We start from the raw sequence: 23,381 nt of genomic DNA, 5'->3' as shown, positions 1-23,381 counted from the left end.
CCGAAGAGGCGAATGCCGCCACGACGATCAGCGAGCTGCAGCTTGACGGGCTGGTTCAATTTTATCTTTCATAATCCGCTTCGACCGCCGAATGGGAAGGACGAAGCCCTCATCCAGATAGGCGTCGTCGGGGATGAAGCGCTCGAACAAGCGTATCCGGCTGGAAACCGACATAGTCGGTAGAACTGCGATCAAATCTTGTCGCCAAGGCCATTTCGGCGGATTGTTCGTCGCCAGGATGTTCGCCACTGTACCGATAGAACGATTGATTATCTGTTCAAAGTATTGCGCTTCAATGGTCACCGGCACCTTGGATGCCCGCCGCAGGTCATAAGCGCAAGAGGTGCAGACATGCTGGCCGACAAGCCGTGGCTGAGCGAAGGCAGTAATTCCGCGGTGGCACGATGGGCAACGGTCGCGTAATCCGCACCCGTGGATAAAGCAGGAGATTCTAGTCGAGTGTCGCCATCGCCTCCGAAAATATGGGGGCTGATCAGAATCGAGGCACGCAGGACAGAATTGCAGCCACGTCGAAGCAGCACGACGGGCTTTGATGACCAGTGGTAGCGGCATGTGTCTGTAATCACATGGCTGCAAGGCCATTGACGACAATCGGTCTCTCGGAATTCCAGATCCCTCCGAGAGCTGGTCCAAGACATCGTCCTGAAGTTTTAAATCGAACCTGGCAGACCACATTCTGTGGCGCAGTCCAAGAACGCGCGCAAAATTTCGCGGTGCTACGCCATTGGCAGAAGCGATCCGATGTAACCAGCTCGACAGGAGTTCGTCGGCGTGTGGTTCTACTTTAACCGGCCACCGTTCATACACAACGTCCCGGTAGCGCTCCTGCGGAATGACCACCATCAGTGACGGCCCAAGCAGGCTCAAAGAAGCGCCTCACGAATGGGCCCATGCCGTCTTTTGGACAGCGGAATGTACCGCAGGTTGTCGATGGAGGATCTGGTGATACGTTGGTCTCCCTCCTGGATTGCTGCAATCGCGGCCTTGGTCAGGATCGCGACGATCTCTCCGATCAGCCCCTCGGAAAGACCAAGAATGTGTCGGGCCTTTCGCTCCGCCGACAGATCCGAGCTGCGTGCGAGGGGCAAGGCGGCCTCGAGACTGTCCAACAATGACAGGTAGGCCTCATCGTACGACCAGCGCGGAATCGGAAAGAGTTCGAACCGACTCGCCATCTCGCTGGTTGCACATATGTAGTCGTAAACCGTGACCTCTCCGACCAGAACCGGCGAGATATCGTATTGCCGACCAATGCGACGCAGAAATGCGAAGACTGCTTCAACGTCACGCGGCCGGCCCCTAAGCGCGTTGTGGAATTCGTCAAAGATTAGGACCTTCGGCCTGAGCGCCGCAAGGAGATGGTCGAGCTGCTCCGCTTTGCGTCCGACAGTCCACACATCGCCGCCCGGCGCGTTGAGCGCGTGGAGAATGCTGGCGTAAAAATGGCCAAGTCCTGCACCTTCCCGGGTCTGGACGATCCAGACCTTCTGGTCTGCGGAGGCCTTCAGGCAATCCACGGCAAATCGTTCGACGATCATCGTCTTGCCATTGGCGTAAGGCCCGACAATCATCAGCCCTTGCGTGCGCAGTGAAGGAGGGCGTGACAACAAATCCGATAGCCGCTGATGGCTTTCGATCGCAGCTTGATGCCCGATCCACCTCGGAGCTCGGATATACGCGATCCGCTCCTCAATGGTGCGGTCGAGATAGGGGCGAACATGTTCGAAGAGGTGATCTTCCATAGCCGACTACCAGTCTTCGACCTGTAGTCGGGCCTTTGGCCGCTCTTGCTGGATCGTTTGTATCGGAACTGATTCCGATGTTTCAGCCATTCGTTTTTCCGCGGGCGCGGCATAAATGCCCCGCGCCGTATTGCGCAGCCGGCGCTTTGAAAGCCCGGCGGTGTTTGCAATCGTGGTCATTTCCCGGCGCAGCGAGACGATCTCGACGCTGGATCGGCCGCTCAAGTCGCGCCTCCGTGCCCTTTCGGCCCGATGCTCCCACAGTGTGATACTGGCGACCACGCCATCTCGCCGCTCCACTGCCCGAAACACTTGTGTTTCGGGGTCGCGAACAAAGATCTGGCTTATATTGCGGGGATCGTATCGCACTTCGAGCTTACTGAGCCGATCTCGTTCCGGCACCAGCCTGCCAATCCAACTCGAAAAGTAGTGCAGCGCGAACAGACTGATCCCTTGAGGCGACAATTGCCTCTGACCGGCCGGCAAGAAGGAGAGCAGCACATGGTGCTGGTCGTCGATGATATGAGGGTGGCCTGACGCACGCTGCTCCCACTCCTTGACGGGAATGTTCAGCGTTTTCGGATTTTGATGGCGATTATGATCCAGGATCGCCAGGACCACGCACCGCTCCAATTCGGAAAATGAGAGGCGGGCACGGTGTTCGGCAGGATATTCGTCACGAGCTGCCACGGAACGTTTCGTGGTGCCCGGTAATGTTGCCAACACACCGTTCAGCTTTCCTAGAAGCCGTTCCACGACGCCGCCGTGGTGAACCCGAGCGCGATCCCGATATCGAATGCGGATCCCGTATTCGTCGCAGCCTCGCTGAAAAGCATGCCCCTTGAACTCCATCGCCGAGTCGGCCACAAGCAGCCGGGGCCTTCCATACATTGGCCAGTCATGGCGAATATCGCGCGATGCGAGCCAGCCATCCTTGGGGCAAATCGCCTGCGCAAGGCAAAGCGCCACCGACAGCACCGAGGGTTTTTCCAGCGATAGGCAAAAGCCCAGGATGGCACGGGTGGCAACGTCGGTCACCAGTGTCAGATACGCCCGCCCGACGAAAACCCCGGCCCCATCGATGACCTCGACGAAATTTACATCCGTCGGCGTGTGGTCGATCTGGCAGACATCCAATGGGTTTGTTGCATGGATGTATCCAGGCCGTGGCTTCAGCCGCAACAAATGTTTCGGATTGGCCGAGCGCTTCCTCGCGATCGTTTCGGCTGAAAACAATTCAGGGATCCTGCGCGCGACAGTGACATACGATGGCTGGGACAGGCCTGCCTCCTCGCAGCGCGCGCGGATTTCGGCGACGACCGGAGCCAATGGCGGCGCTTCGAGGGTGAGCCACTGCTCCTGCAAAGTTCTCGCAACGATAGCTTCGACGTCCGCCGAAATCCGCTTTCGCCGGGGGCCGGATGTGCGCGGCAGGAGCGCGGTCACCGTTCTGTCGGTTCGATATCGGGCCAAGAGATTGTATATTTGTCGGGACGACAGCCTCAATTCCGCAGCAGCGCGGTCAATGGCCGATTTGCGCGAACCGTATCCTTCCAGGATGCGATCCAGTTGGTCCGCGAGCCTGCGCGCAGCCGCCCAATCGGCTTCAGTAGATTCACGGGCAGGTGTCGATCGGCAATATTGAAATGGATTTGGCACATCTGGCCTCATCGAAATCGTTAGCGATAATCGTTCCTACCAATAACGCCTAACTCTAACAGCCTAATGACGATTTCCAGTTTGAAACCTCAAAGTAAAAGCCACACTGGTATTGCTCTGGCGCGCCTCGACGAGCGTGTTGCCCGTTCGCCGGTCGGAACCGGCTTCCTCGAGCGCACCCAATTCGCCGATGCCTGCGCATCGCTGTGGATCGACGGCGAACTTGTCCATCTCGAGGACCTGGTCCTGCACGATGCCACACGCGATATTCGCACACCCACCCATGAACTGACAATCGCCCGCGACGTGCTGCGCACCCGCCGGCGCATTAGTGGCCAGTCAGCCGACTGGGCTCTGTCCGCGGAGGGTATCCGGGTTTTGCGACAAACGACGGACGCCGGCGCGATCGGCGCCGAGGCAGCAGAGCCGATCGGCATCATGCGACCAGCGCCCGTCGTCGATCGAGAAGGGGAGGGCGATAATGACGACGCCAAGAATCTGCCCGGCCTCGACTATGCCGCCATCGATGCGGTGCTCGCCCGGTCAGAGGCCGCGATCGAGGGCGCAAAACGTCCCGGCCGTGCCGGCGGCCATGTGACGACCAGCCGTCCCGAAAAGGACCCGATGATCTATGATCTGGACTGGGACGAGGATGCCCGGCTCGACGAATGGCGCGGCGTACTCCGCCAGGCCGAAAACTTGCCTGCGGTACTGCAGGCCATCGTCGCCCTTGATGCCTGGAACGAACTCTCCGTCCTACAGCATGCGCCCTGGCTCGGCCGGCTATTGGCCGCCTCCATCCTGCGCCAGACCGGCGTCACCACCGGCGCCCATCTCGCCGCCATCAACCTCGGACTGAAAACCATACCCGTCGATCGGCGCCGGCATCGCGATCGGGAGACGCGACTGCTCGCCATCGCTCACGGCATTTTGGCGGCCGCCGAGATCGGCATGAAGGAACATGACCGGCTGACGCTTGCGAAGACGATGATGGACCGAAAGCTGGAGGGGCGGCGGACGTCGTCCAAATTGCCGGAACTGGTCGAGCTTGTCATGGCAAAACCATTGGTGTCGGCCGGGATGGTGGCGAAAACGCTCGAGGTCACGCCGCAGGCGGCGCGGCGGATCGTTTTGGAGCTCGGCCTCAGAGAGATGACGGGGAGGGGGAGGTTTCGGGCGTGGGGTGTCATGTAGGTTAAACGACGATGAGTTTGCTTCCTTTCTTTGGTACGACAAGGCACTCTGTAGACCAGAGACGTCCTATGGAGCCGGAGCTAAATGTACTATCTTTCCGCGTATCAAACTGGCCAATTCGGCTACGTTCATACCCTCGCTACTGCGACTGAATGGGATGCATGGCTTGTAACGGTCATACCGAACGTTCTCGATGCTAACGTCCGCAGCCGGCTTCGTTCCAACCTAAAGCACATTTTGGTTGGTATGGAGATGAAGGCTGGATTGATTACGCCCCATGCGACGCGAGGAGCAGGCAACGCATCGGTGCTATTTGAGCCCTACTATACCGTGATGATCTTCGAGTTCTGCGTTGGCGCATTTTCCGTCTGCGAAGGGTTGGGAACGGCCTTCCGCCTGAGGGATGTCGGCAATAACGGAGCCAACGCCCCGCGTATCGCTCCGAACCACTGGATTGCTTCTCTTGTCGCGGTTGCCGACCCGAACGGAAACCTTGATCTCGAAGCCAAGGTTCGGGGAATTAAATCCGTCCGTGACAAGATGCATCAGGATCGGTTAGGTGCGCGGCAGGAGATCGACTGGCACGCTTTCAGCTATGATGACGCTTTTCTACCAGCGAAATCGGCCATTCTGGCGTTATTGCAAATTGATCCCCATCACGTTCCAGCCGCCACAAATCTCACTGCTTAGTTTCGAGGGACTTGCCGACCGTAGCCGGAAGCATACTACACCTCACCGACAGCGCCAGCCGACGATTCAGCCGGTGGCCGTGATCTTATGGACGTATCTAAGCTCACCGGTTGTCTTGTCCAGTTCCACCAAGCGACTGACGTTACAGGTTGCACACTTCACATCGGCGACCCCATCAAGAATCAGGGAAGCCATCGTAGCGGCCAAATCAGAACCGCAGGTTTCGCAACAAATCGGAAGTCCGCCGGCAAATTGGATACCGTAGACTTCAGATCCCAGAACCTCCTTGAGCCGGATGTGAATGCGGTTCGCCTCAGTCCTCAGTTTAGTTTCGTCTATCGACTTCCCTTTCTTGAGCTGGGAAACGGTTCGCTGATGAAGGAAACTTCCGTGAGATCGATGGGCCTTTTCCACCCAGTTGACGGTTAAGCGTCGATCAATTCCATCGAAGAGTGGGGGGCCACCGACGGGGGCGCCATTCTCGCCAACTTCGCGGACCTGAACCCGAAGCGACGTATCGACGAGTCGGTCGTGTGCGGAAAGGAGTTCCAGGACTTTGTTGGGTTGCCAATGTTGATGTGCCTCCGCAACGTCGGGGCTCAGATTTTTCTCGTAGGCTTGGAGCGTTTCATACACGATTGCCTCGATTGCTAGACGAAGCTCGAGGCAGGCGTAAACGAGTTGCTGCCCTTCACCACAGAGCAGCTCCTCAGCTGATTTAAGGTGCTTCCGCGCCTGTTCGCGAAAAGGAAAACGCGCAACTTGGGGTACTTGCTCATCCATTTGAAACGCTCTTCTCTATGCGGTGGGCCGCCCGCCGGGGCACCATTCGATCTTGCCCTTTGTGATCCAGAAGTGGCAGCCACATTCATTTAACTGGTGAACCGATGGTTTGAGCGTCGGACGGTTCCAGAAATCCAATGTTACTTGCCATTTCGGCCGTCGAGTGGGGTTAAGCGAAAGTGCAATCATCTTACCGCAACCGCCGGGGCACGTCAGGCACGCCCATTTTGCGACGTCGCCATCGCGAACTACGACGACATCCATTTCTGGCAACTCGCCGGTCGACGGATATTTGGACGAGAGCCCCGCAAGCCGGTCAAACTTGAGCAACCCGAAGAAGCGGAGGGTGAGTGCTATCGTTCTTCGCATGATCTCACCCTGCCATATCGAGGAAGGGCGATACATCGCCGGCACCACGCGAGTCATCTGATTGGCAAACCGGGCAACCTTCTCGGGCCTTGATATCCAGAAACCGATCATCGCGAACATGCCAGCGTCTGACACGGGTTGGGATCATTCCATCAGCGCCGTGAAATCCAGTAAGCGCGGCAATCATTTCATCGACGGCAACAGATGCCATCTCGGTCGTAAACGTCACGACTGCGGGGGCGGGATCACCGGCGCCAACGACGTAGGCCTCGACCTTACGGCGTTGGAATTCATCCGGCTGATTGCGTTCGAGCTCTTCTTCCTGCGCGCGAATGGCGTTCACAACACCACCGCAAATCAAACAGGGGCGGCCCGGAACTACCGTCGTGACCCGTCCATTGAGATCATGTCCGTGCCCTTGAGCCGCTGCGACCATGCGCAAGCCGACGTCGATGACGGGGATACCGTAAAAATGGGCAAGGCGATTGATCAAAATTCGTCCTGAGTTGTCGTCGGTGCATCCGAAGACAAAGTCGGATGCCTTGAGCGCATCTCGGACCCGCGCAACGTTGACCCAGTCCTGCGCGATTTCAACATGGCATCCGATGCCCATCAATTCGATCTCTCGCTTAAGGACCTCGACTTTCAGACGTCCGATATCGTCGCGGCGTGCTCCATGGACCCGGTTTAGGTTTGTCTCGTCAATCACGTCCTTATCGACGAGGAATATGTGCCCAACCCCAAGCCGAGCCAACAGAAGCGAGACCGGGCTACCGGTACCGCCGCACCCGACGACGCATACGCGTAACGATGAGAGATTGTCGTTGAAGCTCTGCCCAAACAGCCGGCGCTGACGGTCCAGGTGGTGATGGACTCTGCTCTTAGCGAGATAACGTTGATCTCGCCGATATCGTCCACCGACGACCTGAACAGCGTCAGCCATGGTGTAAGCATCGGCGCTATGCCAGATTCGCCCGCAGACTGAGCCGTCTCCGCCAAGAACGATACTAACAAGGCCTCTCGCGCCCTTCTGGTGAGCCGTCCGAGCAAGCTCTCGCTCGTTGGCGTCGTCCTGATCGGAGAAAAATGCATGACTGCCCGGATGGGTGTGAAAGATTGCGGGAATCTTGCCCGCGATCGCAGCGTCGCCGAGCATCCGCATGAAGCTGCGGGTGCTCCATGTCACATGCACACCGGACGAGCTGAGCATGTCTGTTGCCGGAATCTCAATGACCCGATGTGAAACGAGACGGTGACGCGGGGCGCCCGACCAAGGATCCTCAGCGATATCCGACGATCCAAACAGGATGTAGGCAGCTGCTTCCGGAGACGTAGCGTCCGGAAGCAGGCCCGTGAGGATCTGCATATGTTGCTCGAGAAGAGTAATGTCCAGCATCGTCATTTCACTTTGCCTTCTCGAAAGCCATCTGGGCTCGGGTCACCATGGTGCGGATGCCATCGATGCCTGCGCGCCATTCCGCATGTCGGGACCAGCGCTGCCAGCTGTCGCCGGCGAAAAGCTGCGGAACATCCGCGCACGCCGCGTACGTGTTTGTCGCATTCAGCTTGATCCAGGGCAGCGTGTAGAACATATCGACGCTGGCATCGGGATAACCCGCCGGAAGCTGGATCATCACGTCGACCTTGTCGTGATCGAACTTGCCCGGAGGAAGGGCAAAATCCTTGATCACGACCGCTCCGATACCGCCATCGTTGATGATCTCATAAGCCAGTCCATGCGCTTCCAGAAAGCGACGGTCAGCGGAGGGGAGGGCCTCCAGGCCCTCCGTGGTTTCACTGATCACGGTGATGAAGCGCTCGATGCCCTTGCCCGCCAGATCGACCAGATCGTGATCCTCGATCAGGCGATCATGACCGCCGCGCACTTCGAGATAGATGCTGTAGCGAGCGTCGACACCGGCCAGGTTGCGAAGTGCCTTGCCGCTGATCAGATTCTTGCCCCAGGACATCTGGCGGCTTTCAATCGTGAAATTGAAGGAACGGTCGCTCTCAAAGTAGGCGAACGTTTCAACGCCCTTTGCGCGAAGATCGAAGGTTTCGTCGAGGCGGATATCCTCGAACTCACCGTTGGGGAGGATGGCGAAGAGGCTGTAGTTCTCCACGTCACGGACGCCGGCTGCCGAAAGGAGCTGGCTCCCCACAGGGACCGGATCACCAATCGAGCCATCGCGATACGAAATACCGTCAGTGGTGAAGCGAATATGGAAGGGCTTGTTGCCAGAGCCCACGGAGTTGTTAATTTCAGACATTTTTTTCTCCAGGAGCGCTCGCTTGATTGCGATGCGTCTCTGGAGTGTTAATCGGAGCGGAAATGGCAGACCGGTAATTTTAGTCAGATTTTTTTGAAAGCGGGCCGGGAGGTACGGGGCCGCAGATGAAAAAGGCAGGGCATCGATGGCATGTCCGATTACTTGGCTTCGCAGGGAAGCGGCCGCTCGCAACCCCGCCGACAACTTCGCCTATCTTCTGACGACGGCTGGCAAGTTTGTCGAATTCGAGCCTGATCGGTACGGCGTCAGCGAGATTCATCAATTCGACCGTGGCATTCGGAAATGCGTCTCGGACCGCCATAAAAAAGGAGCTGGCCGCCAAATCTGACTGTGAAGCCTTTGTTCCATGCCCCGTCCGTATTCTTCGAGCGACGATCCTGCCATCGCCCGTCTGAAGCAGCTCATCCACGCGGACGGCGACCTTGATCGTGCCAGCAGAAATTGAAAGCCCATCGTTGTCCTTGAGTGAATGACCTTGCCTGCTGTCGAGCAGGTTGGAGATCAACCCTTGGGCGATCGCTAGATAATCATCGACATAACCGCTTTCGTCGAGACCGTGAGCCGTCATCGCGGCTTGCAACCGACCGGAGGCTTCGGAAATAACAACAGCTGCGGGGTCAGAGGATGTGATCCAATCAACCACGTCTTGGACCGCGTCGTGCATTTTCATAAAGGTGGACTCAACTCGCCGGCCGCCCGTCTGAAGCACATAGGTGTAAAGGAACCGACGAGGACACTTCTCATAGATGGCCAGCTGAGTATCTTTGAACGTCGGCGTACCGTCGAAATGCAGATCGATAACTTCCTCGCTCTTCGTCGGAAGTCGCACTGTTGGGTTCTTTGGTAGCTGAACCATTGGAGGTATCAGTCGCGCTACAAACGGTGAAACTGACCAGCTGTGGCCATTTGCCTTCTTTGTGGGCGAATAGAGAAAGAGCCGGTCTCTTGCCCGAGACAAGGCGACATAGAATAGACATTCCTGCTCATCGAGATGCGCAGCGGATCTAACCGCCGCCGCCTTGCCCGGCACTTCCTTAACGAGACCGTCGGGCGATTCTATGCCCTGAAAATGGTTTGGTGATCGGGGAATACTATCAGTGCTGATTCCGGGAAAATGAACCGCTCGAAACTCAAGGCCCTTGGATCCATGTACGGTCATTAGCCGCACGGCGTCGAGTCCCTGCGCAGCATTTGGCAACTGACGTAGATCTCGGTCATCGGCAAGACGAACAAGGCGCCTCACTCGATCGAGGAGCCGTCTGATAGGCAAGCCTTTGCCACTAGGCTGTGTGCGGCAAAAGTTGAGAAGTTGCCAGATCGCTATTCCGCGTGCTCGGGACGAGATTGTCGCTGTCTCAGCAATTGCGGCCGCTATTCGAGTGCGATCAAGCAAAAGCGAGACGAGCACTTCCCATGGCTGCGAGGCCTCGTGCAGGCCAGAAAGAGCACGCGCCGCTTTCGCCAGCGCATTCCTCCCATCAAAGGAAAGGTCCGGCAGATCTTGTTCCCCAAAAGTCCAGATAGGACTCGGTCCCTTCCCTTTGCTAACGGCGTCCAAGATAACACCAACGTCCTCAAGCGACATCGCGAAGTCGTCCATGGTCGCAAGGCGCACGAGACCCATCGGTTTGCGATCTACCAGAAGTGATAGGAATGATAGGAGGTCCTTGACTTCCTCCCGCTCGAAGATACTGCCGAGATAAAGCACTGGGATATTCAACGTTTCCAATGCAGAACCGATCTTTGCGAGGCGATCGTTACCGGTGCAAAGAACCGCTTGATCTCGGTAAGAGATCCCGAGGTTTTGCATTTCGGAGATGGCATCAGCTACAGCTTCTGTTTCATTTTCAGCTGAAACGGTCAGCCTGTGCTCCGGGGGACAACCCGAGGAGCCTCGATGTGCTTCGAGTGAACTATCGCGGCCTTGCGCAACGTTCATATTGACCGCAAAATTTGAAAAGGCACTCACGATCTCCTCTGTCGAGCGATAGTTGACCTCAAGCCGGCCGATACTCGCACCAGGGAAATCTCCCGTTGCGAATTTCGCCATGTTGATGGAGGACGCCCCACGGAAGCGGTAAATCGATTGCTTTATGTCGCCGACCACCCAAAGATTGGTTCCACCCGGCTTGAGCTTCTTCAAAAGGGCGACACTGCTTCGGTTCACGTCCTGATATTCATCGACCAAGACGTGCTCGTAAGTTGAGGCAATCGCGGCTCGAACGTCCTCATTTTCGTTAAAAAGCTGAATTGGAAGGGTTACAAGGTCACCAAAGTCTAGCCGTTTCAATCCAGCCTTAAGCTCCTCATATCGCCGGTAAACGCTCGCGACTTCAATCTGCCGCTCCGCTTCCTTTTCCTCGTCAGGCGTTGACGCAGCCAACTTCATCGCCTGTGCAAGCCCGTCGAAGTCAGCAGGACTCGCCAATTCGTCCTTCGCCCGAGAGATGGCGGCCAATATTTTATCCAGATTCTCTGTCGGATCACTAATATTGCGGAATTGGACCAGATTTAACCGAGGTGCCTCGTCCTCAAGCAATTCAATGGCGTCGGCCTTGTCGATCATCTTAGGATCGTCAGGCAGGCCGAGGCGGTCATGATGGCGCCTAATAATATCTAGCCCGAATGCGTGGAACGTGCCGATCCAGATGGCGGCTGCGGCGGTAGGGTTCACTTGTGCTACGCGATCGAACAGTTCGCCAGCAGCCTTATTGGAGAAGGTCAAGACCAGGATTCCACGAGGATCGATCCCTTTATCCAAGAGCCAAAGAATTCGACCGACCAGCGTCTGCGTTTTACCTGTTCCTGGGCCTGCCTCGAGAAGATACGCTGGCCCCCAGTGTTCCGCTGCTTCCTTCTGCCGCTTGTTGAGCGGGCGCGAGACTCTCAGCTCTTCCGCTTCGATCACCGGCTCGGGGAGCAACAAAGCATCTAGCATCTGTTGCGCCACGACTGCTTTGGAGGCGCCTAGCCGTTCCGCAATCTCATCGGCAGTTGCCTTTTCATAAATATGGGCTTCGCGAGCCAGTGTCCTGGGAAAGAGAAATTCTCGGGCGAAAAGATCCATTTGGACCTCGCGACGCTGGCGCCTGCTGTAGTCTTCAACGCGCTCGGCGCCGATTGGTGGCATCTCAGCAGCACGTGCCGGATCTATCGAAATGACTTCGTCGCGAAGTGTGGCGTCGCCAAGTTCCACATGACCAAGTTCATGGGCCACAAGAAACGCGTCCTCAAAGACGCTCCCGGTCTCCTCATGAATAATCAGCGGAAGGCTTGGATCATAGAGGGCGCGCGCTCCGTTAAGAACGCTACTTCCTTTTGCGACGCGATCAATCTCAATTCCCCTCCGCGCCGCTTCGTGCTGGATCAATGCGTAGGGGCTCCAAGCATCAACTCCTGCCTGAACCGCCGCTCTATTGAGTTCTTGGGCTCGTTGTCGCGCCAGCTCGACGGCATCCATGCTCAATCCTCCCGCAGGATCTTGGCAATCTGCTCAGGAGTATGGCCACATTCAGCGAGCAACTGTTCTATTGAAATCTTCGATTTCTGCTCTGGCTTCGCGTCAGATTTGAAGCTAGCGCCAACCGGCATAGCTTGCGGGCCTGCGAGGTAATCCACCAATCGCTCGACAGACGTGGCAAGCGCTCTGGATAGGCGTGTGGAAAAGGCGATTGGCAGCGACTGGATTTCAACTTTCTTGTCGCGGAGACCCATCAGCGCAGACGATTTTATGCCCAAACTGTGGGCAACTTCACGAGTAAACGACGCAGCTGTGATCGGCGCGTCGGTAGCGCCACCGGCAATAAACGCTGCCCACGCGGTATTGACGATCGCACTGTCGGTGTCGAAAACGTCTTCTTCCGTTGGATCAGCCATTTCCAACTCGAGCGATAAATCGATCAGTTCATTCGCCAGCTCTGGGTGCTGCTTCAGATAGAGATCAAGCGTGGCTTTGTCGTGAGATGGTTCTACGGCAAACGCGGCAAGTGTTTCCTCGGCGTTGTCTTTGCGTTGGTCAGGCATCTATCTCTTCCTCTGATAGAGCTGTCTTAAGTTTTTCAAAGGCGCGGTCACGTCGATTCCTTACCGTTTTCTCAACGCACCCCACAATTTTGCAAATTGAGGGCTTGCTAGGGTCGTTTGACTCGATTGGATATTCTTTAAAAAGCAACGCAACGACATGGCGCTCTTTCTCAGGTAACTTCTTGATCGCTGCAAAAAGCCGGAACCGGTAATTTCCATCGTCGATTTTTGATACTTCAAAAGGATCAAACGCTCCTGCAGCCTTTTCAACCGCTGCGGATACCTCTTCATCATCGTTTGTTGAGAGACGCTGTGAGCGATTTTCTTCGTCTGCAGCTCTTTTTTTTGCTGTTGCTCGCAAGCTGGCGATCGCGTGGGAGAAATTGACCTCGAAGTAGTCGAGTCGCTCATCGTAGCCATCGCGATCGGCAATAAGGCGAGCCAGGAAACGATCGACAACATAATCTCGGACCTTTGTTCCGAAGGCTGTGATTGCGATCTTTCCGTTCGGAAGACGATAGATTTCGCTGCGCAGCGTCGCCGCGCTCTCCACTCTCGCCATAAGAATGCGGAAGAGAGACTCGAAGAGGCGATCGGAGTTGTGCTGTTTACATTTCCGAATACGGTGGAGGAGGCATTCCGAGGAGAGATACAGGGGATCGGTCTTTGCGCGAACTTTAGCGCGCTGAACCAGCTGTTCTAACGACAAGCTGTCAAGCAGGCAAAGGGCGGCGGTCGTTTCCGCTCGCCGTTCGTAGCGACGACCGTCTTTGCGATATTTTCGTAATGGCTCAATCAAAAACGAATCCCTGGCTCGCTTAGGTTGAACGTATCATTTTTCCGAGTGATAACAAAAGCAAGTGGTAATCGTAGAGAGACCAATTCGAAGGCGCGTTTGTAAACGAGTTTTGCTATCAAAGTAGGACCCAGTCACGTACGCGCGCAGGTGGCAATCGACATCATAATTCGCGGGATTACTCTGTGGCCTCGTTGATCTCTCGATCCTTTTGGTGTCAAGCTTCGGTCGTCAGATGTTTGATAGGCCCATAAATGCACGATTTGCTTGATCTAGCAGCTATTCTTAAAACAGAAGAGGCCAACGAGGCGGAAACCCGGCACAAGGTCATCGACACCGTTTTGCACGATATACTTGGTTGGCCGAGGGCAAGAACAAAGGTCGAAGAGTTTATTGCGCCTGGATTTGCTGACTACGTTTTAACGCGCCCCAATGGCGAGTTCATGTTTCTGGTCGAAGCAAAGCGTATCGGAAAAGCCTTCGAACTACCAATCCCTCATAAAGCCGGAGAGTTGTTTTGCTATCTCGGTATCAAACAGCTTCAAAGCGATGCCAATATTAGATCGACTATGCAGCAGGTGCGTGAGTACTGCATGGATGTCGGGTGTGAGTATGCGGCAATCACAAACGGGAACGAGTGGATTGCATTCAAATGTTTCGAAAAAGGGAAACGTTGGGATGAGCTTAAGGCCTTCGTTATACGAGACCTTAGGTTCTTCTTAGAGGAAAGCACCAAGGCAACGAATGCTTTCTCCTTCATCGCCATTACGGAGCATGCGTCTCTCGTCAGTACGTTGTCGAGCGCACCACCGAAGGATCGTCAAGTTTATATCGCCAAAGATCGGATACTGCCGTACTCGCACCCGATTTCGTCTAACCGTCTTGCCTCAACGTTACGGCCGATCGTCAACCGGCTCTTTGGCGTCATTTCAGATGATCAGACAGAGCTCATGGATCGGTGCTATGTATCTGATCGAAATTACAATCAGGTCCTTTCAGGAATGAGGTCGGTTATTAAGGACTCCCTGACTCCATATTTCGAGCAATATGGAGTGGAGCAGTTAAGCGACACCGGAAAAGGCGGGTCAATCGGCGGTCGCATCACAAAGAATTTGAAAAATGCGCGTGGTGGTGAGGTTCTCGTTCTCTTTGGAGGGAAGGGAGCCGGAAAATCGACCTTCATTAGAAGATTACTTAGGCACACGCCGCCAAGGTGGTTGAGAGACAACGGAGTTACTGCCGTTGTCGACATGTTAGAGGTTCCCGAAGACAAGTCACGGATACATTCGGAAATATGGCGTCGTCTTGTTCGCGACCTCGATGTTGACCAGACGCTGTCCTCATCCCGCGAAGTCTTGTTGCGAGATCTGTTTTCGGACAGGTTTGAAACAGCTTCGCGTCAGGAGCTTTCAGGCCTGCCGAGGGGCGGCGAAATATATAATGACAGGTTGAACTCCCTTGTTTCGGCTTGGAAAAACGATCTTGAATATTGTGCAACCCGTTTAGCTGAAAATAGCGCTGCAGCCGGTAAGGGCGTGGTCGTTGTTATCGATAATACTGACCAGTACAGTGGCCCAATTCAAGATTTTTGCTTTACGACCGCCCAAGAGATTGCGCGGAGCCTGTCATGCATCACGCTGATCTCTATGCGCGAGGAGCGCTTTCACAACTCGAAAATACATGGCGTCTTGGATGCCTTCCAAAACTCCGGTTTCCATCTCAGCTCCCCAAAGCCTTCAACAGTTTTCCTTAAGCGCCTTGAATACACGATCGGCCTATTGCGGAACGAAAAGCGGCGCTCGGAGATAACAGCTGCTACGGATGCCGATCTTATAAATGATTGCTGCAAATATCTAGAGATCGTTGCGAGTGGGATCCGTGATACCGAATCCCCACTCAACAGTTTTCTTACGGCATGCGGACACGGTGACATAAGGCTTACGCTGGATTTATTCCGATCATTTCTGCTCTCCGGTTATACTAACGTGCAGGAAATGCTTGACGCCGGCCGGTGGAATTTCCAAATCCACCAAGTAATCAAGCCAGTCATGGTGCCGACGCGCTATTTCTACGACGAACAGCTCAGCGATATTCCGAACATTTTCCAAGCTCGCGACAGCAGGCTAGCCTCGCATTTTACGAGTTTACGAATTTTGCGACGGCTTGCAAAAAATATTGGAGGAGGCTCGTCCGACTTTGTGACGATTGCCGAACTGCGTTCCTACTTCGTTGAAACGTTCCGGATGGCTGAGGATTTCGCGCAATGCATGGATATTCTTCTGCAACATGGGTTTGTCGAGGCGAATAACCGTCTAGACTATTTTGATGAAAGTGTTGATCAAGTACGAACGACCAATTATGGCTTGTATATGCTTAACGAGCTCGCATTCACTTTCACATATCTTGATCTTGTATTTGCCGATTGCAATTATTACGATGAACAGGTTTGTAACAGTATAACGGCATACGCAAATGAAGAGTATAAGCTTTTCCTGAGCAGAGAGCGGACGGAACGGGTGAGAATTCGTTTAGAACGCACCAAAGAGTTCATCTCGTATCTCGCGCGTGAAGAGCAGCGCGAGAATGAACTATTCGATTTAAAAATACCCGTCGGCGAGGGTTTCGCGGATAAGTTGCAACAAACATTTGACGTAGAGAGTAAGCGAGTTATAGCAAGCGCCGGAAAGCAGAAATACGACCGTCGTTAGCTAAAACAAGCACTTACCAGCGGCGGTGGTCGATTAATTTGGCGCGGAGTGTTCGAATCCCTTCAAGAGCTTAGGGTCTTGTTTCCTTGTAGATGCATCGATCAGGAGGCACGATGTTTGACTGTATTTAAAAAGAAAGTAGTCGTCATGTGGTTAGCTGGCTGAAAGCCAAAGGCGGATGCCGAACGCGATCGTAAGGGTCACACCAACGCCGGCAATCCAAAGGAAAACGAACCAGCCGATGCGTTTTACCCAAGCTGCTCCATGCGTCATCAGTGATATCCCTCTTCGTGGCGGACTTTGCCGCGGAACACCCAGTAAGCATATGCGGTATAGGCTAGAATAATCGGCACGAGCACCAGAGCTCCGACAAGTAAGAAAGACAAGCTTTCCGGCGGTGCAGCGGCATCCCAGATCGTCAGTGAGGTGGGCACAATGTACGGATAGAAGCTGATCCCGATGCCAGCGTAGCCCAGCATGAACAGACCGAGCGATGCCAGGAATGGCTGTGCGTCCCTGCCGGACTTCAGCCCCTTGACGATCAGATAAAGGCAACCGAGGACCAGAACCGGGACGATGACACTGAAGATCATCGTGGGGAAGCCAAACCAGCGGTCGAGGTAGAGCGGCCGCAGCCAAGGCGTCCATAGGCTGAAGATCCCCATGGCTCCAACGGTTGCAATGCCGAGCGGCAAAGCCAGCTTTTTCGCGCGGCTAGCCAAATCGCCTTCCGTCTTCATGACGAGCCAGGTCGTGCCTAGGAGGCTATAGCCAATGACAAGCGCAACACCAGTCGCAACCGAGAACGGCGTCAGCCAGTCCCACCAGCCACCAGCATAGGCGCGGTCCACAACGGTAATTCCCTGAACGAGCGCTCCGAGTGCGACCCCCTGGCAGAAGCCGGCAACAAGCGAACCGCCTGCAAAAGCGACATCCCACACCCGCTCCCATCGCTTCGTGCGCCAGCGATACTCGAACGCAACGCCCCGGAAGATCAGTCCAAGCAGCATAGCGATCAGCGGCATGTAAAGCGCCGGAAGGATGGTCGCGTAGGCGAGGGGAAAGACCGCGAGCAGGCCACCGCCGCCGAGTACCAGCCATGTCTCATTTCCATCCCAGACAGGCGCGACGGAATTCATCATCACGTCGCGATCCTTCTTGTCGGGAAAGAACGGAAACAGAATGCCGACGCCAAGATCAAAGCCATCCATGACGACATAGGCCAGCACAGCGAAGGCGATGATGGCAGCCCAGACGAAGGCGAGATCAATGGGCATGGGAGCCTCCTTGTGCTGGACCCGGTGTAATCCCTTGTGTTCGGATCGGCCCTTCCTGCAGTTCCGGTGTGGGGTCGCGCGGCAGGCGCGCCATCAGCCGGAGGATATAGAAGGTGCCTGCTCCGAACACGAAGAAATAGACGATAACGAAGGCGATAAGTGACGTTGCAACTGCGGGAGCTGCAATCGGCGAGTGCGACTGAGACGTCAGCAGATGGCCATAGATCGTGTAAGGCTGCCGGCCGACTTCCGTGGTGACCCAACCGGCCAAGACAGCGGCGAAGCCTGCGGGGCCCATGGCGACCGCCGCCCTCTGTAGCCAAATATTCGAGTTCAATGTCCCGCGGTAGCGACAGAACAACGACCAGACGCCGATGCCCAGCATCGCGAAGCCAATCGCGACCATAATTCGGAACGACCAGAAGACGATCGCAACCGGCGGCTCCTTATCGTCTGGAATCGTATCAAGGCCGGCTAGCGACTCGTTCAGACCATGCTTGAGAATGAGGCTGGATAGCTTTGGAATCTCGATCGCATAATCGACGCGCTTCTCCGCCTGATTGGGCAAGCCGAACAGAATAAGGGGAGCACCATCTGGATGGCTCTCGAAATGCCCTTCCATTGCCATGACTTTGGCAGGTTGATGCTCGAGCGTGTTGAGCCCGTGTGCATCTCCAGCCAAGATCTGGATCGGTGCAACGATGGCGGCCATCCACATGGCCATTGAGAACATCGTATAGGCGCGCAGAGGCGCGGTGCGCCGTAGCAGATGCCATGCGCCGACTGCGCCCACCACAAAGGCCGTGGTGAGGTATGCAGCGAGAACCATGTGGACGAGACGATACGGGAAAGACGAATTGAAGATCACCGCCCACCAATCGACCGGAATGAACTGCCCCTTGTCGTTCATGCCGAAGCCGGCCGGAGTCTGCATCCAGGAATTCACGGCAAGAATCCAGGTCGCAGAAATCAGCGTACCGAGGGCGACCATGCTGGTGGCGAAAAAATGTAGGCCCGGACCGACTCGTTCCCGCCCGAACAGCATGACGCCAAGGAAACCTGCCTCCAGGAAGAAAGCCGTCAGGACCTCGTAACCCATCAGCGGGCCGATGACTGGGCCCGCCTTGTCGGAAAACACAGCCCAGTTGGTGCCAAACTGGTAGGACATGACAATGCCAGAGACGACGCCCATGCCGAAGGCGACGGCAAATATCGTTTTCCAGAAATTGAAAAGCTCGAGATAGACCTCGCGCCTGGTCTTCAAATACAGGGCTTCGAGCACAAACAGGTAGCTCGCCGTGCCGATCGAGAATGCTGGAAAAATGATATGAGCTGAAACCGTGAAGGCGAACTGAATGCGGGCAAGGACGACCGCGTCGAAATGCTCGAACATGGAAACTCCAACATATGAGCGTCAGGCGTGCATCGCCGGGCCAATGCTCTTATAAAGCATGTAAGCCGCGACAACAAAAATCAGTGTGGCAAAGAGGCTGTTGAGCGTCCCTTTTTTCGCCGAGAGGCCCTTTGCAAGGTATGACCCGGCAAAACCTCCGAAGATACCACCGGTGATAAAGATAGCTGCCAGCAGCCAGTCAACATAACCGGAGAACGCATAGTTCAGTGCGGTTGTCAGGCCGAAGGCAGTGACTGCAACGAGCGACGAGCCGATCGCATAGAGGATCGGCATATTCGTCGAGGCAATCAGGCCAGGCACGATCAGAAACCCGCCGCCAATGCCAAAGAATCCGGAGAAGATGCCTGTAAGGCCGCCGAAGCCGGCAACCTTGTGGACGTTCTCGCGCGAGCATTGGGCACCCGGATTGCCTTGTGCGCCGCGCTTGCGAAACATCAGGACGCCGACGACCAGCATCAGCAACGCAAACAGGATCAGCAGTTTCTGGCCGTCGACCATCTTGCCGAACGTCGAGCCGATGAAAGCGCCGATGATACCCGTCACACTGTAAATACCGGCGCAGCGCCATTTGACGTTACCGAGACGGGCATGGCCGAGAAGGTTGGTGAAGGCGTTCGCGGCAACGGCAAAGGCACTCGTGCCGATTGCCATATGTGCGCTCGGGACGCCAACAACGTAGACCATAAGCGGCACGGCCAGGATCGAGCCGCCGCCACCAAACAGGCCAAGTGTAAAGCCGACCAGTCCCCCTGAGACCGCGCCAAGACCGTATTGCAGCGGATCAAGCATCATGTTCATTGTCCAGGGTCCTTAGGCGGCTGTCTTCTTGAGGTCCGGACTGACAAGCCACTCGCGACCCTTCAGCATGCCGTGCCAGTAAATCGGCGGCAGCGCTTCGGCCTTCAGATACCAGGCAAGGCTCGATGGCTTGGTGCCGTCGATAATCCAGGTCGGGAACGTAGGAAGCAGCTTGCCGCCATAGCCAAATTCGGCGAGCACGATTTTGCCGCGCTCGACCGTCAGTGGGCATGACCCATACCCGTCATAAGCGGCGGGCATAGACTTCCCATCAAGCACGGCCAAGACATTTTCCGCAATGATTGGCGCCTGCTTGCGGGCTGCTGCCGCCGTTTTGGCATTCGATGTGCCGGCCGCGTCTCCAAGCGAGAACACATTCGGATAGCGCTTGTGCTGCAGGCTTGCCTCGTCGACCTCGATCCAGCCGGCCTGGTTGGCGAGCGGACTGTCGCGGACAAAGTCGGGAGCGACCTGCGGCGGGCAGACATGAATCATGTCGAACCCGACCGTCTCTTCGGTGACAGTGCCGTCGGCAGCCGTGTTGGCAAACCGAGCTTCCTTACGCGTCCCATCAACCGCAAGCAGCTTCGATCCGAAATTCAGGTTGGCGCGATACTTTTTTACATACTCCATCAGCGCCGGCACGTAGTCCTTCACACCGAACAGAACCGGTCCGGCATTGTGGAACTGGATCGATATATCGTTGATCCGGCCCTGTCGAAACCAGTGATCGCCCGACAGATACATCGCTTTTTGCGGAGCCCCGGCGCATTTGATCGGCATGGGCGGTTGGGTGAAGAGGGCGCGACCGCCTTTAAGGTTCTGGACCAGAGACCAGGTATACGGCGCGGTATCGTAGTGATAGTTGGAGGTGACGCCATTTCGCCCGAGCGTTTCTTCCAGGCCCTCTATGGCTGACCAATTCAGTTTGATTCCAGGAGCGGCAACCAGCATGCGATAGCTGATGCGACGACCGTCGGACAGAACGACACGATCATGATCCGGTTCGAATGCGGCGACCGAAGCCTTTTCCCACTTGACTCCATCCGGAATGAGATCACGCATTGGCCTGACCGTATCCTCGGGCTTGAAGATCCCGCCGCCGACCATGGTCCAGCCGGGCTGGTAAGCATGACGCTCAGAGGGATCGACAAGGACGATGCTAAGGCACTTTCGACGCTTCAAGAGGCTGGCCGCTGTCGCGATACCTGCAGCACCAGCGCCGACGATTAGAACGTCACAGGCTGTCGAAGACTTTGCGTCTTTCGCGCTCATATTCTCGGTATTGGACGTCGAAGACAGACGGGGCCGAAGCTGCGATAAGTCGTAACCGGCAGACTTTGCTGCGGAAAGGACTGTGTCTTCGCCAATAGAAGGCGCCTGTGAGAGTGCCCAGAGCGTCGCAGCGCGGGTGCCGGATCGACAGAAGGCGAGGATGGGCTTGGGCAGGTCCTTCATGGCTTCGTCAAAAAGTGCGATGTCGCGATCACCGATATCGGACGCGACGACCGGGATGTGGCGAAACTCAAGACCGGCAGCTTCGGCGGCCAAACACATCATGTCTGCGGTCGGCTGGCCACTCTCCTCGCCATCAGGCCGGTTCGATATGATGGACTTGAAGCCAAGCTGCGTCAGCTCATGGGCTTCCTCAAGCTTGATCTGGGGCGAAACGCTGATGCTGTCGTTGATCTTGCGGATATCCATGAGAAAGCTCCTCCTCAGTAAGCGGTGCGCGGGGCATTGCGCGGCGAAGTGACGATGCGATGGGCAAACATGCCGGCGAGCATGGCCGCTGCGAATAGGACCGCCTCCCAGCGGCCCGTTACCAGCGATGCGATGGCGGGGCCGGGGCAGAGGCCGACCAGACCCCAGCCGAGACCGAACAGGGTAGCCCCACCCAAAAGTGAGCCATCGATTGTTCGGTTCTCGGGGACGTGAAACTGGCTTTCCAGGACAGGGCGGCTGCGGCGGCGCTTGATCGCGTAGGCAATGGAAGACGGAATAAGCGCCCCGCCCATGACGAAGGCAAGCGAGGGGTCCCAGGCACCAGTGATGTCGAGGAAGGCAAGCACGCGCCCGGGATTGACCATGTCGGAGATGACCAGTCCCGCACCGAACAGCAGACCGCAGAGAATGGACGCGAGAACGCGATATGTCATGACAAGCCTCCGGCCAGATGGCGGACGATGAAGATCGTGACCGCCGCGACGATCATGAATGTGACCGTCGCAACCATGGAGCGGGGCGACAGCCGGGCAAGACCGCAGACGCCATGGCCGCTCGTGCATCCCGATCCAAGGCGGGTCCCAAAACCGACGAGCAGTCCGCCGATGATAAGAAGGGCGGGAGACGATGTGATCGAAAGGTCAGCGTGGCGGATCCACGCAAATGCAACTGCGGCGCCTGCCAGAATGCCGCCGAGGAAGCCAAGGCCAAGCGGGCTTATCCCAGTGCCCGTCCAGCCGAAGGCAGAGGCGGTCAATCCGGAGATCCCGGCGATGCGGCCATTCAGCAGCAAGTACAGTGCTGCCGAAAGACCGATCAGGAGGCCGCCCGAAAGCGGCCAGACAAAGCTGAGGTTTGACATGGCAGAGCCAATTTCCTAGAGCGCGTTTACAGGGATTTTCAGGTACTGGACGCCGTTGTCTTCGGCCGGTGGCATCTGTCCGCCACGCATGTTCACCTGAACCGACGGCAGGATCAGTTTCGGCATCGAAAGCGTTGCATCGCGGGCGTTGCGCATCGCCACGAATTCATCCTCGCTGACGCCATCATGAACATGCACATTGCTGGTGCGCTCTGCGCCGACGGTCGTTTCCCAGACATATTCGTCGCGGCCCGGTGCCTTGTAGTCGTGGCACATGAACATGCGCGCCTCGTCCGGCAACTGGGTCAGGCGCTTGATCGATCGATAAAGCGTGCGGGCATCACCGCCCGGAAAGTCGCAGCGCGCCGTGCCGTAATCCGGCATGAACATGGTGTCACCCGGAAAAACGGCGTCACCGATGACGTAAGCAAGGCATGCCGGCGTGTGACCCGGCACATGCAGGACCGTTGCATCGAGATTGCCGATCTTGAAACGGTCGCCATCCTGGAAGAGCTGATCGAACTGACTGCCGTCGCGCTGGAATTCCGTGCCGGCGTTGAAAATTTTACCGAACACCTCCTGAACGCGGATGATCTCGCGTCCGATGGCGAGCTGACCGCCGATTTCCTTTTGCAGGAAGGGCGCAGCCGACAGATGGTCGGCATGCGCATGGGTCTCAAGAAGCCACTGCACTTCGAGACTTTCAGATTTTATGTAATCAATCAGCGCCTGCGCGGAAGCGTTCATCGTTCTCCCGGAGGCCGGGTCGTAGTCGAGGACGCTGTCGATAATGGCGCATGCATGAGATGATGGATCCCTTACCACATGGCTGATTGTGAAGGTTGCAGGGTCAAAGAATGACCGCACAACGGGGCGTAGCGCTGCGTTGCCCAGCGCGCTGCGGACGATGTCTGCCGCGTGCGAGAGATGGGGGTCGAGATTGGTGTGAGCCATAATTGCCTCCTATCAATAATCTGAAAATACATATTTACACTAACAATGCAAGTATGTATTTTGATGGCTATGAAA

20 protein-coding genes are annotated in these 23,381 nt (G+C 56.2%); 3 read left to right on the top strand and 17 right to left on the bottom strand.

Annotated features, from left to right (window positions below; all coding sequences use genetic code 11):
- Nucleotides 1-27: 27 nt before the first annotated feature.
- From QO005_RS24295 to QO005_RS19215, 3 genes are read right to left on the bottom strand one after another with little or no spacing between them, the layout of a single operon-like run.
- Nucleotides 28-864, bottom strand: coding sequence for a TniQ family protein (locus QO005_RS24295; RefSeq protein WP_503128571.1), 837 nt, complete (start codon nt 862-864; stop codon nt 28-30).
- A 20-nt stretch (nt 865-884) separates the two neighbouring features.
- On the bottom strand, nt 885-1,763 hold the full coding sequence (locus tag QO005_RS19220) for a TniB family NTP-binding protein (RefSeq protein ID WP_081177303.1): 879 nt from the start codon (nt 1,761-1,763) through the stop codon (nt 885-887).
- A gap of 6 nt (nt 1,764-1,769) precedes the next feature.
- Complete coding sequence (locus QO005_RS19215; protein WP_307159672.1) at nt 1,770-3,422, bottom strand: TnsB C-terminal domain-containing protein; 1,653 nt, start codon at nt 3,420-3,422, stop codon at nt 1,770-1,772.
- Nucleotides 3,423-3,488: 66 nt separating this feature from the next.
- On the opposite strand from QO005_RS19215, the gene QO005_RS19210 reads away from it, so the two are divergent.
- Both QO005_RS19210 and QO005_RS19205 read left to right on the top strand, forming a co-directional pair.
- Nucleotides 3,489-4,616: an RHE_PE00001 family protein gene (locus tag QO005_RS19210; protein WP_307159671.1), complete on the top strand. Its 1,128-nt coding sequence runs from the start codon at nt 3,489-3,491 to the stop codon at nt 4,614-4,616.
- Between the two features lie 84 nt (nt 4,617-4,700).
- Nucleotides 4,701-5,306 (top strand): hypothetical protein, encoded by a 606-nt coding sequence (locus QO005_RS19205; protein ID WP_307159670.1) that lies wholly within the window; start codon nt 4,701-4,703, stop codon nt 5,304-5,306.
- Nucleotides 5,307-5,372: 66 nt separating this feature from the next.
- Here QO005_RS19205 and QO005_RS19200 read toward each other — a convergent pair whose 3' ends face one another.
- The 7 genes from QO005_RS19200 to QO005_RS19170 form a co-directional block, all read right to left on the bottom strand.
- Entirely contained in the window at nt 5,373-6,089 is a 717-nt protein-coding gene (locus tag QO005_RS19200) for a hypothetical protein (protein ID WP_307159669.1), read from the bottom strand.
- Between the two features lie 15 nt (nt 6,090-6,104).
- A complete protein-coding gene (locus QO005_RS19195; RefSeq protein WP_077224608.1) occupies nt 6,105-6,458 on the bottom strand; it encodes a ubiquitination-like system serine protease family protein in 354 nt (117 codons plus the stop codon).
- 4 nt (nt 6,459-6,462) lie between these two features.
- Nucleotides 6,463-7,860, bottom strand: coding sequence for a ThiF family adenylyltransferase (locus QO005_RS19190; protein WP_307159668.1), 1,398 nt, complete (start codon nt 7,858-7,860; stop codon nt 6,463-6,465).
- A 1-nt stretch (nt 7,861) separates the two neighbouring features.
- Complete coding sequence (locus QO005_RS19185; RefSeq protein ID WP_307159667.1) at nt 7,862-8,728, bottom strand: multiubiquitin domain-containing protein; 867 nt, start codon at nt 8,726-8,728, stop codon at nt 7,862-7,864.
- 79 nt (nt 8,729-8,807) lie between these two features.
- Nucleotides 8,808-12,209, bottom strand: coding sequence for a UvrD-helicase domain-containing protein (locus QO005_RS19180; RefSeq protein WP_307159666.1), 3,402 nt, complete (start codon nt 12,207-12,209; stop codon nt 8,808-8,810).
- Between the two features lie 2 nt (nt 12,210-12,211).
- The gene (locus QO005_RS19175) at nt 12,212-12,772 is read right to left on the bottom strand and encodes a hypothetical protein (RefSeq protein ID WP_063947582.1); all 561 of its coding nucleotides are present in this window, start codon (nt 12,770-12,772) and stop codon (nt 12,212-12,214) included.
- Nucleotides 12,765-13,571, bottom strand: a complete 807-nt coding sequence (locus QO005_RS19170; protein ID WP_307159665.1) for an RNA polymerase sigma factor — start codon at nt 13,569-13,571, stop codon at nt 12,765-12,767. Before QO005_RS19170 ends, QO005_RS19175 begins: the two co-directional genes overlap by 8 nt.
- 251 nt (nt 13,572-13,822) lie before the next feature.
- Between QO005_RS19170 and QO005_RS19165 the strand changes: the two genes are divergently transcribed.
- Complete coding sequence (locus QO005_RS19165) at nt 13,823-16,276, top strand: hypothetical protein (RefSeq protein ID WP_307159664.1); 2,454 nt, start codon at nt 13,823-13,825, stop codon at nt 16,274-16,276.
- Nucleotides 16,277-16,548: 272 nt separating this feature from the next.
- Here the strand turns inward: QO005_RS19165 and cydB are convergent, their stop codons facing one another.
- Genes cydB through QO005_RS19130 form a run of 7 tightly spaced genes read right to left on the bottom strand, consistent with a single transcriptional unit; the run spans nt 16,549 to nt 23,306 of the window.
- Nucleotides 16,549-17,553, bottom strand: a complete 1,005-nt coding sequence (gene cydB, locus QO005_RS19160; RefSeq protein ID WP_307159663.1) for a cytochrome d ubiquinol oxidase subunit II — start codon at nt 17,551-17,553, stop codon at nt 16,549-16,551.
- Nucleotides 17,543-18,946 (bottom strand): cytochrome ubiquinol oxidase subunit I, encoded by a 1,404-nt coding sequence (locus tag QO005_RS19155; protein WP_307159662.1) that lies wholly within the window; start codon nt 18,944-18,946, stop codon nt 17,543-17,545. Before QO005_RS19155 ends, cydB begins: the two co-directional genes overlap by 11 nt.
- A 21-nt stretch (nt 18,947-18,967) precedes the next feature.
- The gene (locus QO005_RS19150) at nt 18,968-19,759 is read right to left on the bottom strand and encodes a sulfite exporter TauE/SafE family protein (protein WP_307159696.1); all 792 of its coding nucleotides are present in this window, start codon (nt 19,757-19,759) and stop codon (nt 18,968-18,970) included.
- An 18-nt stretch (nt 19,760-19,777) separates the two neighbouring features.
- Nucleotides 19,778-21,469: a bifunctional protein tyrosine phosphatase family protein/NAD(P)/FAD-dependent oxidoreductase gene (locus tag QO005_RS19145; protein ID WP_307159661.1), complete on the bottom strand. Its 1,692-nt coding sequence runs from the start codon at nt 21,467-21,469 to the stop codon at nt 19,778-19,780.
- A gap of 14 nt (nt 21,470-21,483) precedes the next feature.
- Nucleotides 21,484-21,924: a YeeE/YedE family protein gene (locus QO005_RS19140; RefSeq protein WP_307159660.1), complete on the bottom strand. Its 441-nt coding sequence runs from the start codon at nt 21,922-21,924 to the stop codon at nt 21,484-21,486.
- A complete protein-coding gene (locus QO005_RS19135) occupies nt 21,921-22,352 on the bottom strand; it encodes a YeeE/YedE family protein (protein ID WP_307159659.1) in 432 nt (143 codons plus the stop codon). The genes QO005_RS19140 and QO005_RS19135 overlap by 4 nt, the downstream gene beginning before the upstream one ends.
- 15 nt (nt 22,353-22,367) lie before the next feature.
- Nucleotides 22,368-23,306 (bottom strand): MBL fold metallo-hydrolase, encoded by a 939-nt coding sequence (locus QO005_RS19130; protein WP_307159658.1) that lies wholly within the window; start codon nt 23,304-23,306, stop codon nt 22,368-22,370.
- Nucleotides 23,307-23,381: the final 75 nt, after the last annotated feature.

This window comes from Allorhizobium paknamense (genome assembly GCF_030815125.1).
Lineage (GTDB): Bacteria > Pseudomonadota > Alphaproteobacteria > Rhizobiales > Rhizobiaceae > Allorhizobium > Allorhizobium paknamense.
Note: the sequence above shows the minus strand (reverse complement) of the source record. Positions and strands in the feature narration are given on the sequence as shown.

Coding starts and splice junctions, on each gene's coding strand:
- QO005_RS19150 (WP_307159696.1), bottom strand. CDS start 19,759: ATGATGCTTGATCCGCTGCAATACGGTCTTGGCGCGGTCTCAGGGGGA.
- QO005_RS19190 (WP_307159668.1), bottom strand. CDS start 7,860: ATGACGATGCTGGACATTACTCTTCTCGAGCAACATATGCAGATCCTC.
- QO005_RS19200 (WP_307159669.1), bottom strand. CDS start 6,089: ATGGATGAGCAAGTACCCCAAGTTGCGCGTTTTCCTTTTCGCGAACAG.
- QO005_RS19155 (WP_307159662.1), bottom strand. CDS start 18,946: ATGTTCGAGCATTTCGACGCGGTCGTCCTTGCCCGCATTCAGTTCGCC.
- QO005_RS19175 (WP_063947582.1), bottom strand. CDS start 12,772: ATGCCTGACCAACGCAAAGACAACGCCGAGGAAACACTTGCCGCGTTT.
- QO005_RS19180 (WP_307159666.1), bottom strand. CDS start 12,209: ATGGATGCCGTCGAGCTGGCGCGACAACGAGCCCAAGAACTCAATAGA.
- QO005_RS19210 (WP_307159671.1), top strand. CDS start 3,489: ATGACGATTTCCAGTTTGAAACCTCAAAGTAAAAGCCACACTGGTATT.
- QO005_RS19130 (WP_307159658.1), bottom strand. CDS start 23,306: ATGGCTCACACCAATCTCGACCCCCATCTCTCGCACGCGGCAGACATC.
- QO005_RS19185 (WP_307159667.1), bottom strand. CDS start 8,728: ATGTCTGAAATTAACAACTCCGTGGGCTCTGGCAACAAGCCCTTCCAT.
- QO005_RS19140 (WP_307159660.1), bottom strand. CDS start 21,924: ATGACATATCGCGTTCTCGCGTCCATTCTCTGCGGTCTGCTGTTCGGT.
- QO005_RS19220 (WP_081177303.1), bottom strand. CDS start 1,763: ATGGAAGATCACCTCTTCGAACATGTTCGCCCCTATCTCGACCGCACC.
- QO005_RS19135 (WP_307159659.1), bottom strand. CDS start 22,352: ATGTCAAACCTCAGCTTTGTCTGGCCGCTTTCGGGCGGCCTCCTGATC.
- QO005_RS19165 (WP_307159664.1), top strand. CDS start 13,823: ATGCACGATTTGCTTGATCTAGCAGCTATTCTTAAAACAGAAGAGGCC.
- QO005_RS24295 (WP_503128571.1), bottom strand. CDS start 864: ATGGTGGTCATTCCGCAGGAGCGCTACCGGGACGTTGTGTATGAACGG.
- cydB (WP_307159663.1), bottom strand. CDS start 17,553: ATGCCCATTGATCTCGCCTTCGTCTGGGCTGCCATCATCGCCTTCGCT.
- QO005_RS19195 (WP_077224608.1), bottom strand. CDS start 6,458: ATGCGAAGAACGATAGCACTCACCCTCCGCTTCTTCGGGTTGCTCAAG.
- QO005_RS19205 (WP_307159670.1), top strand. CDS start 4,701: ATGTACTATCTTTCCGCGTATCAAACTGGCCAATTCGGCTACGTTCAT.
- QO005_RS19145 (WP_307159661.1), bottom strand. CDS start 21,469: ATGGATATCCGCAAGATCAACGACAGCATCAGCGTTTCGCCCCAGATC.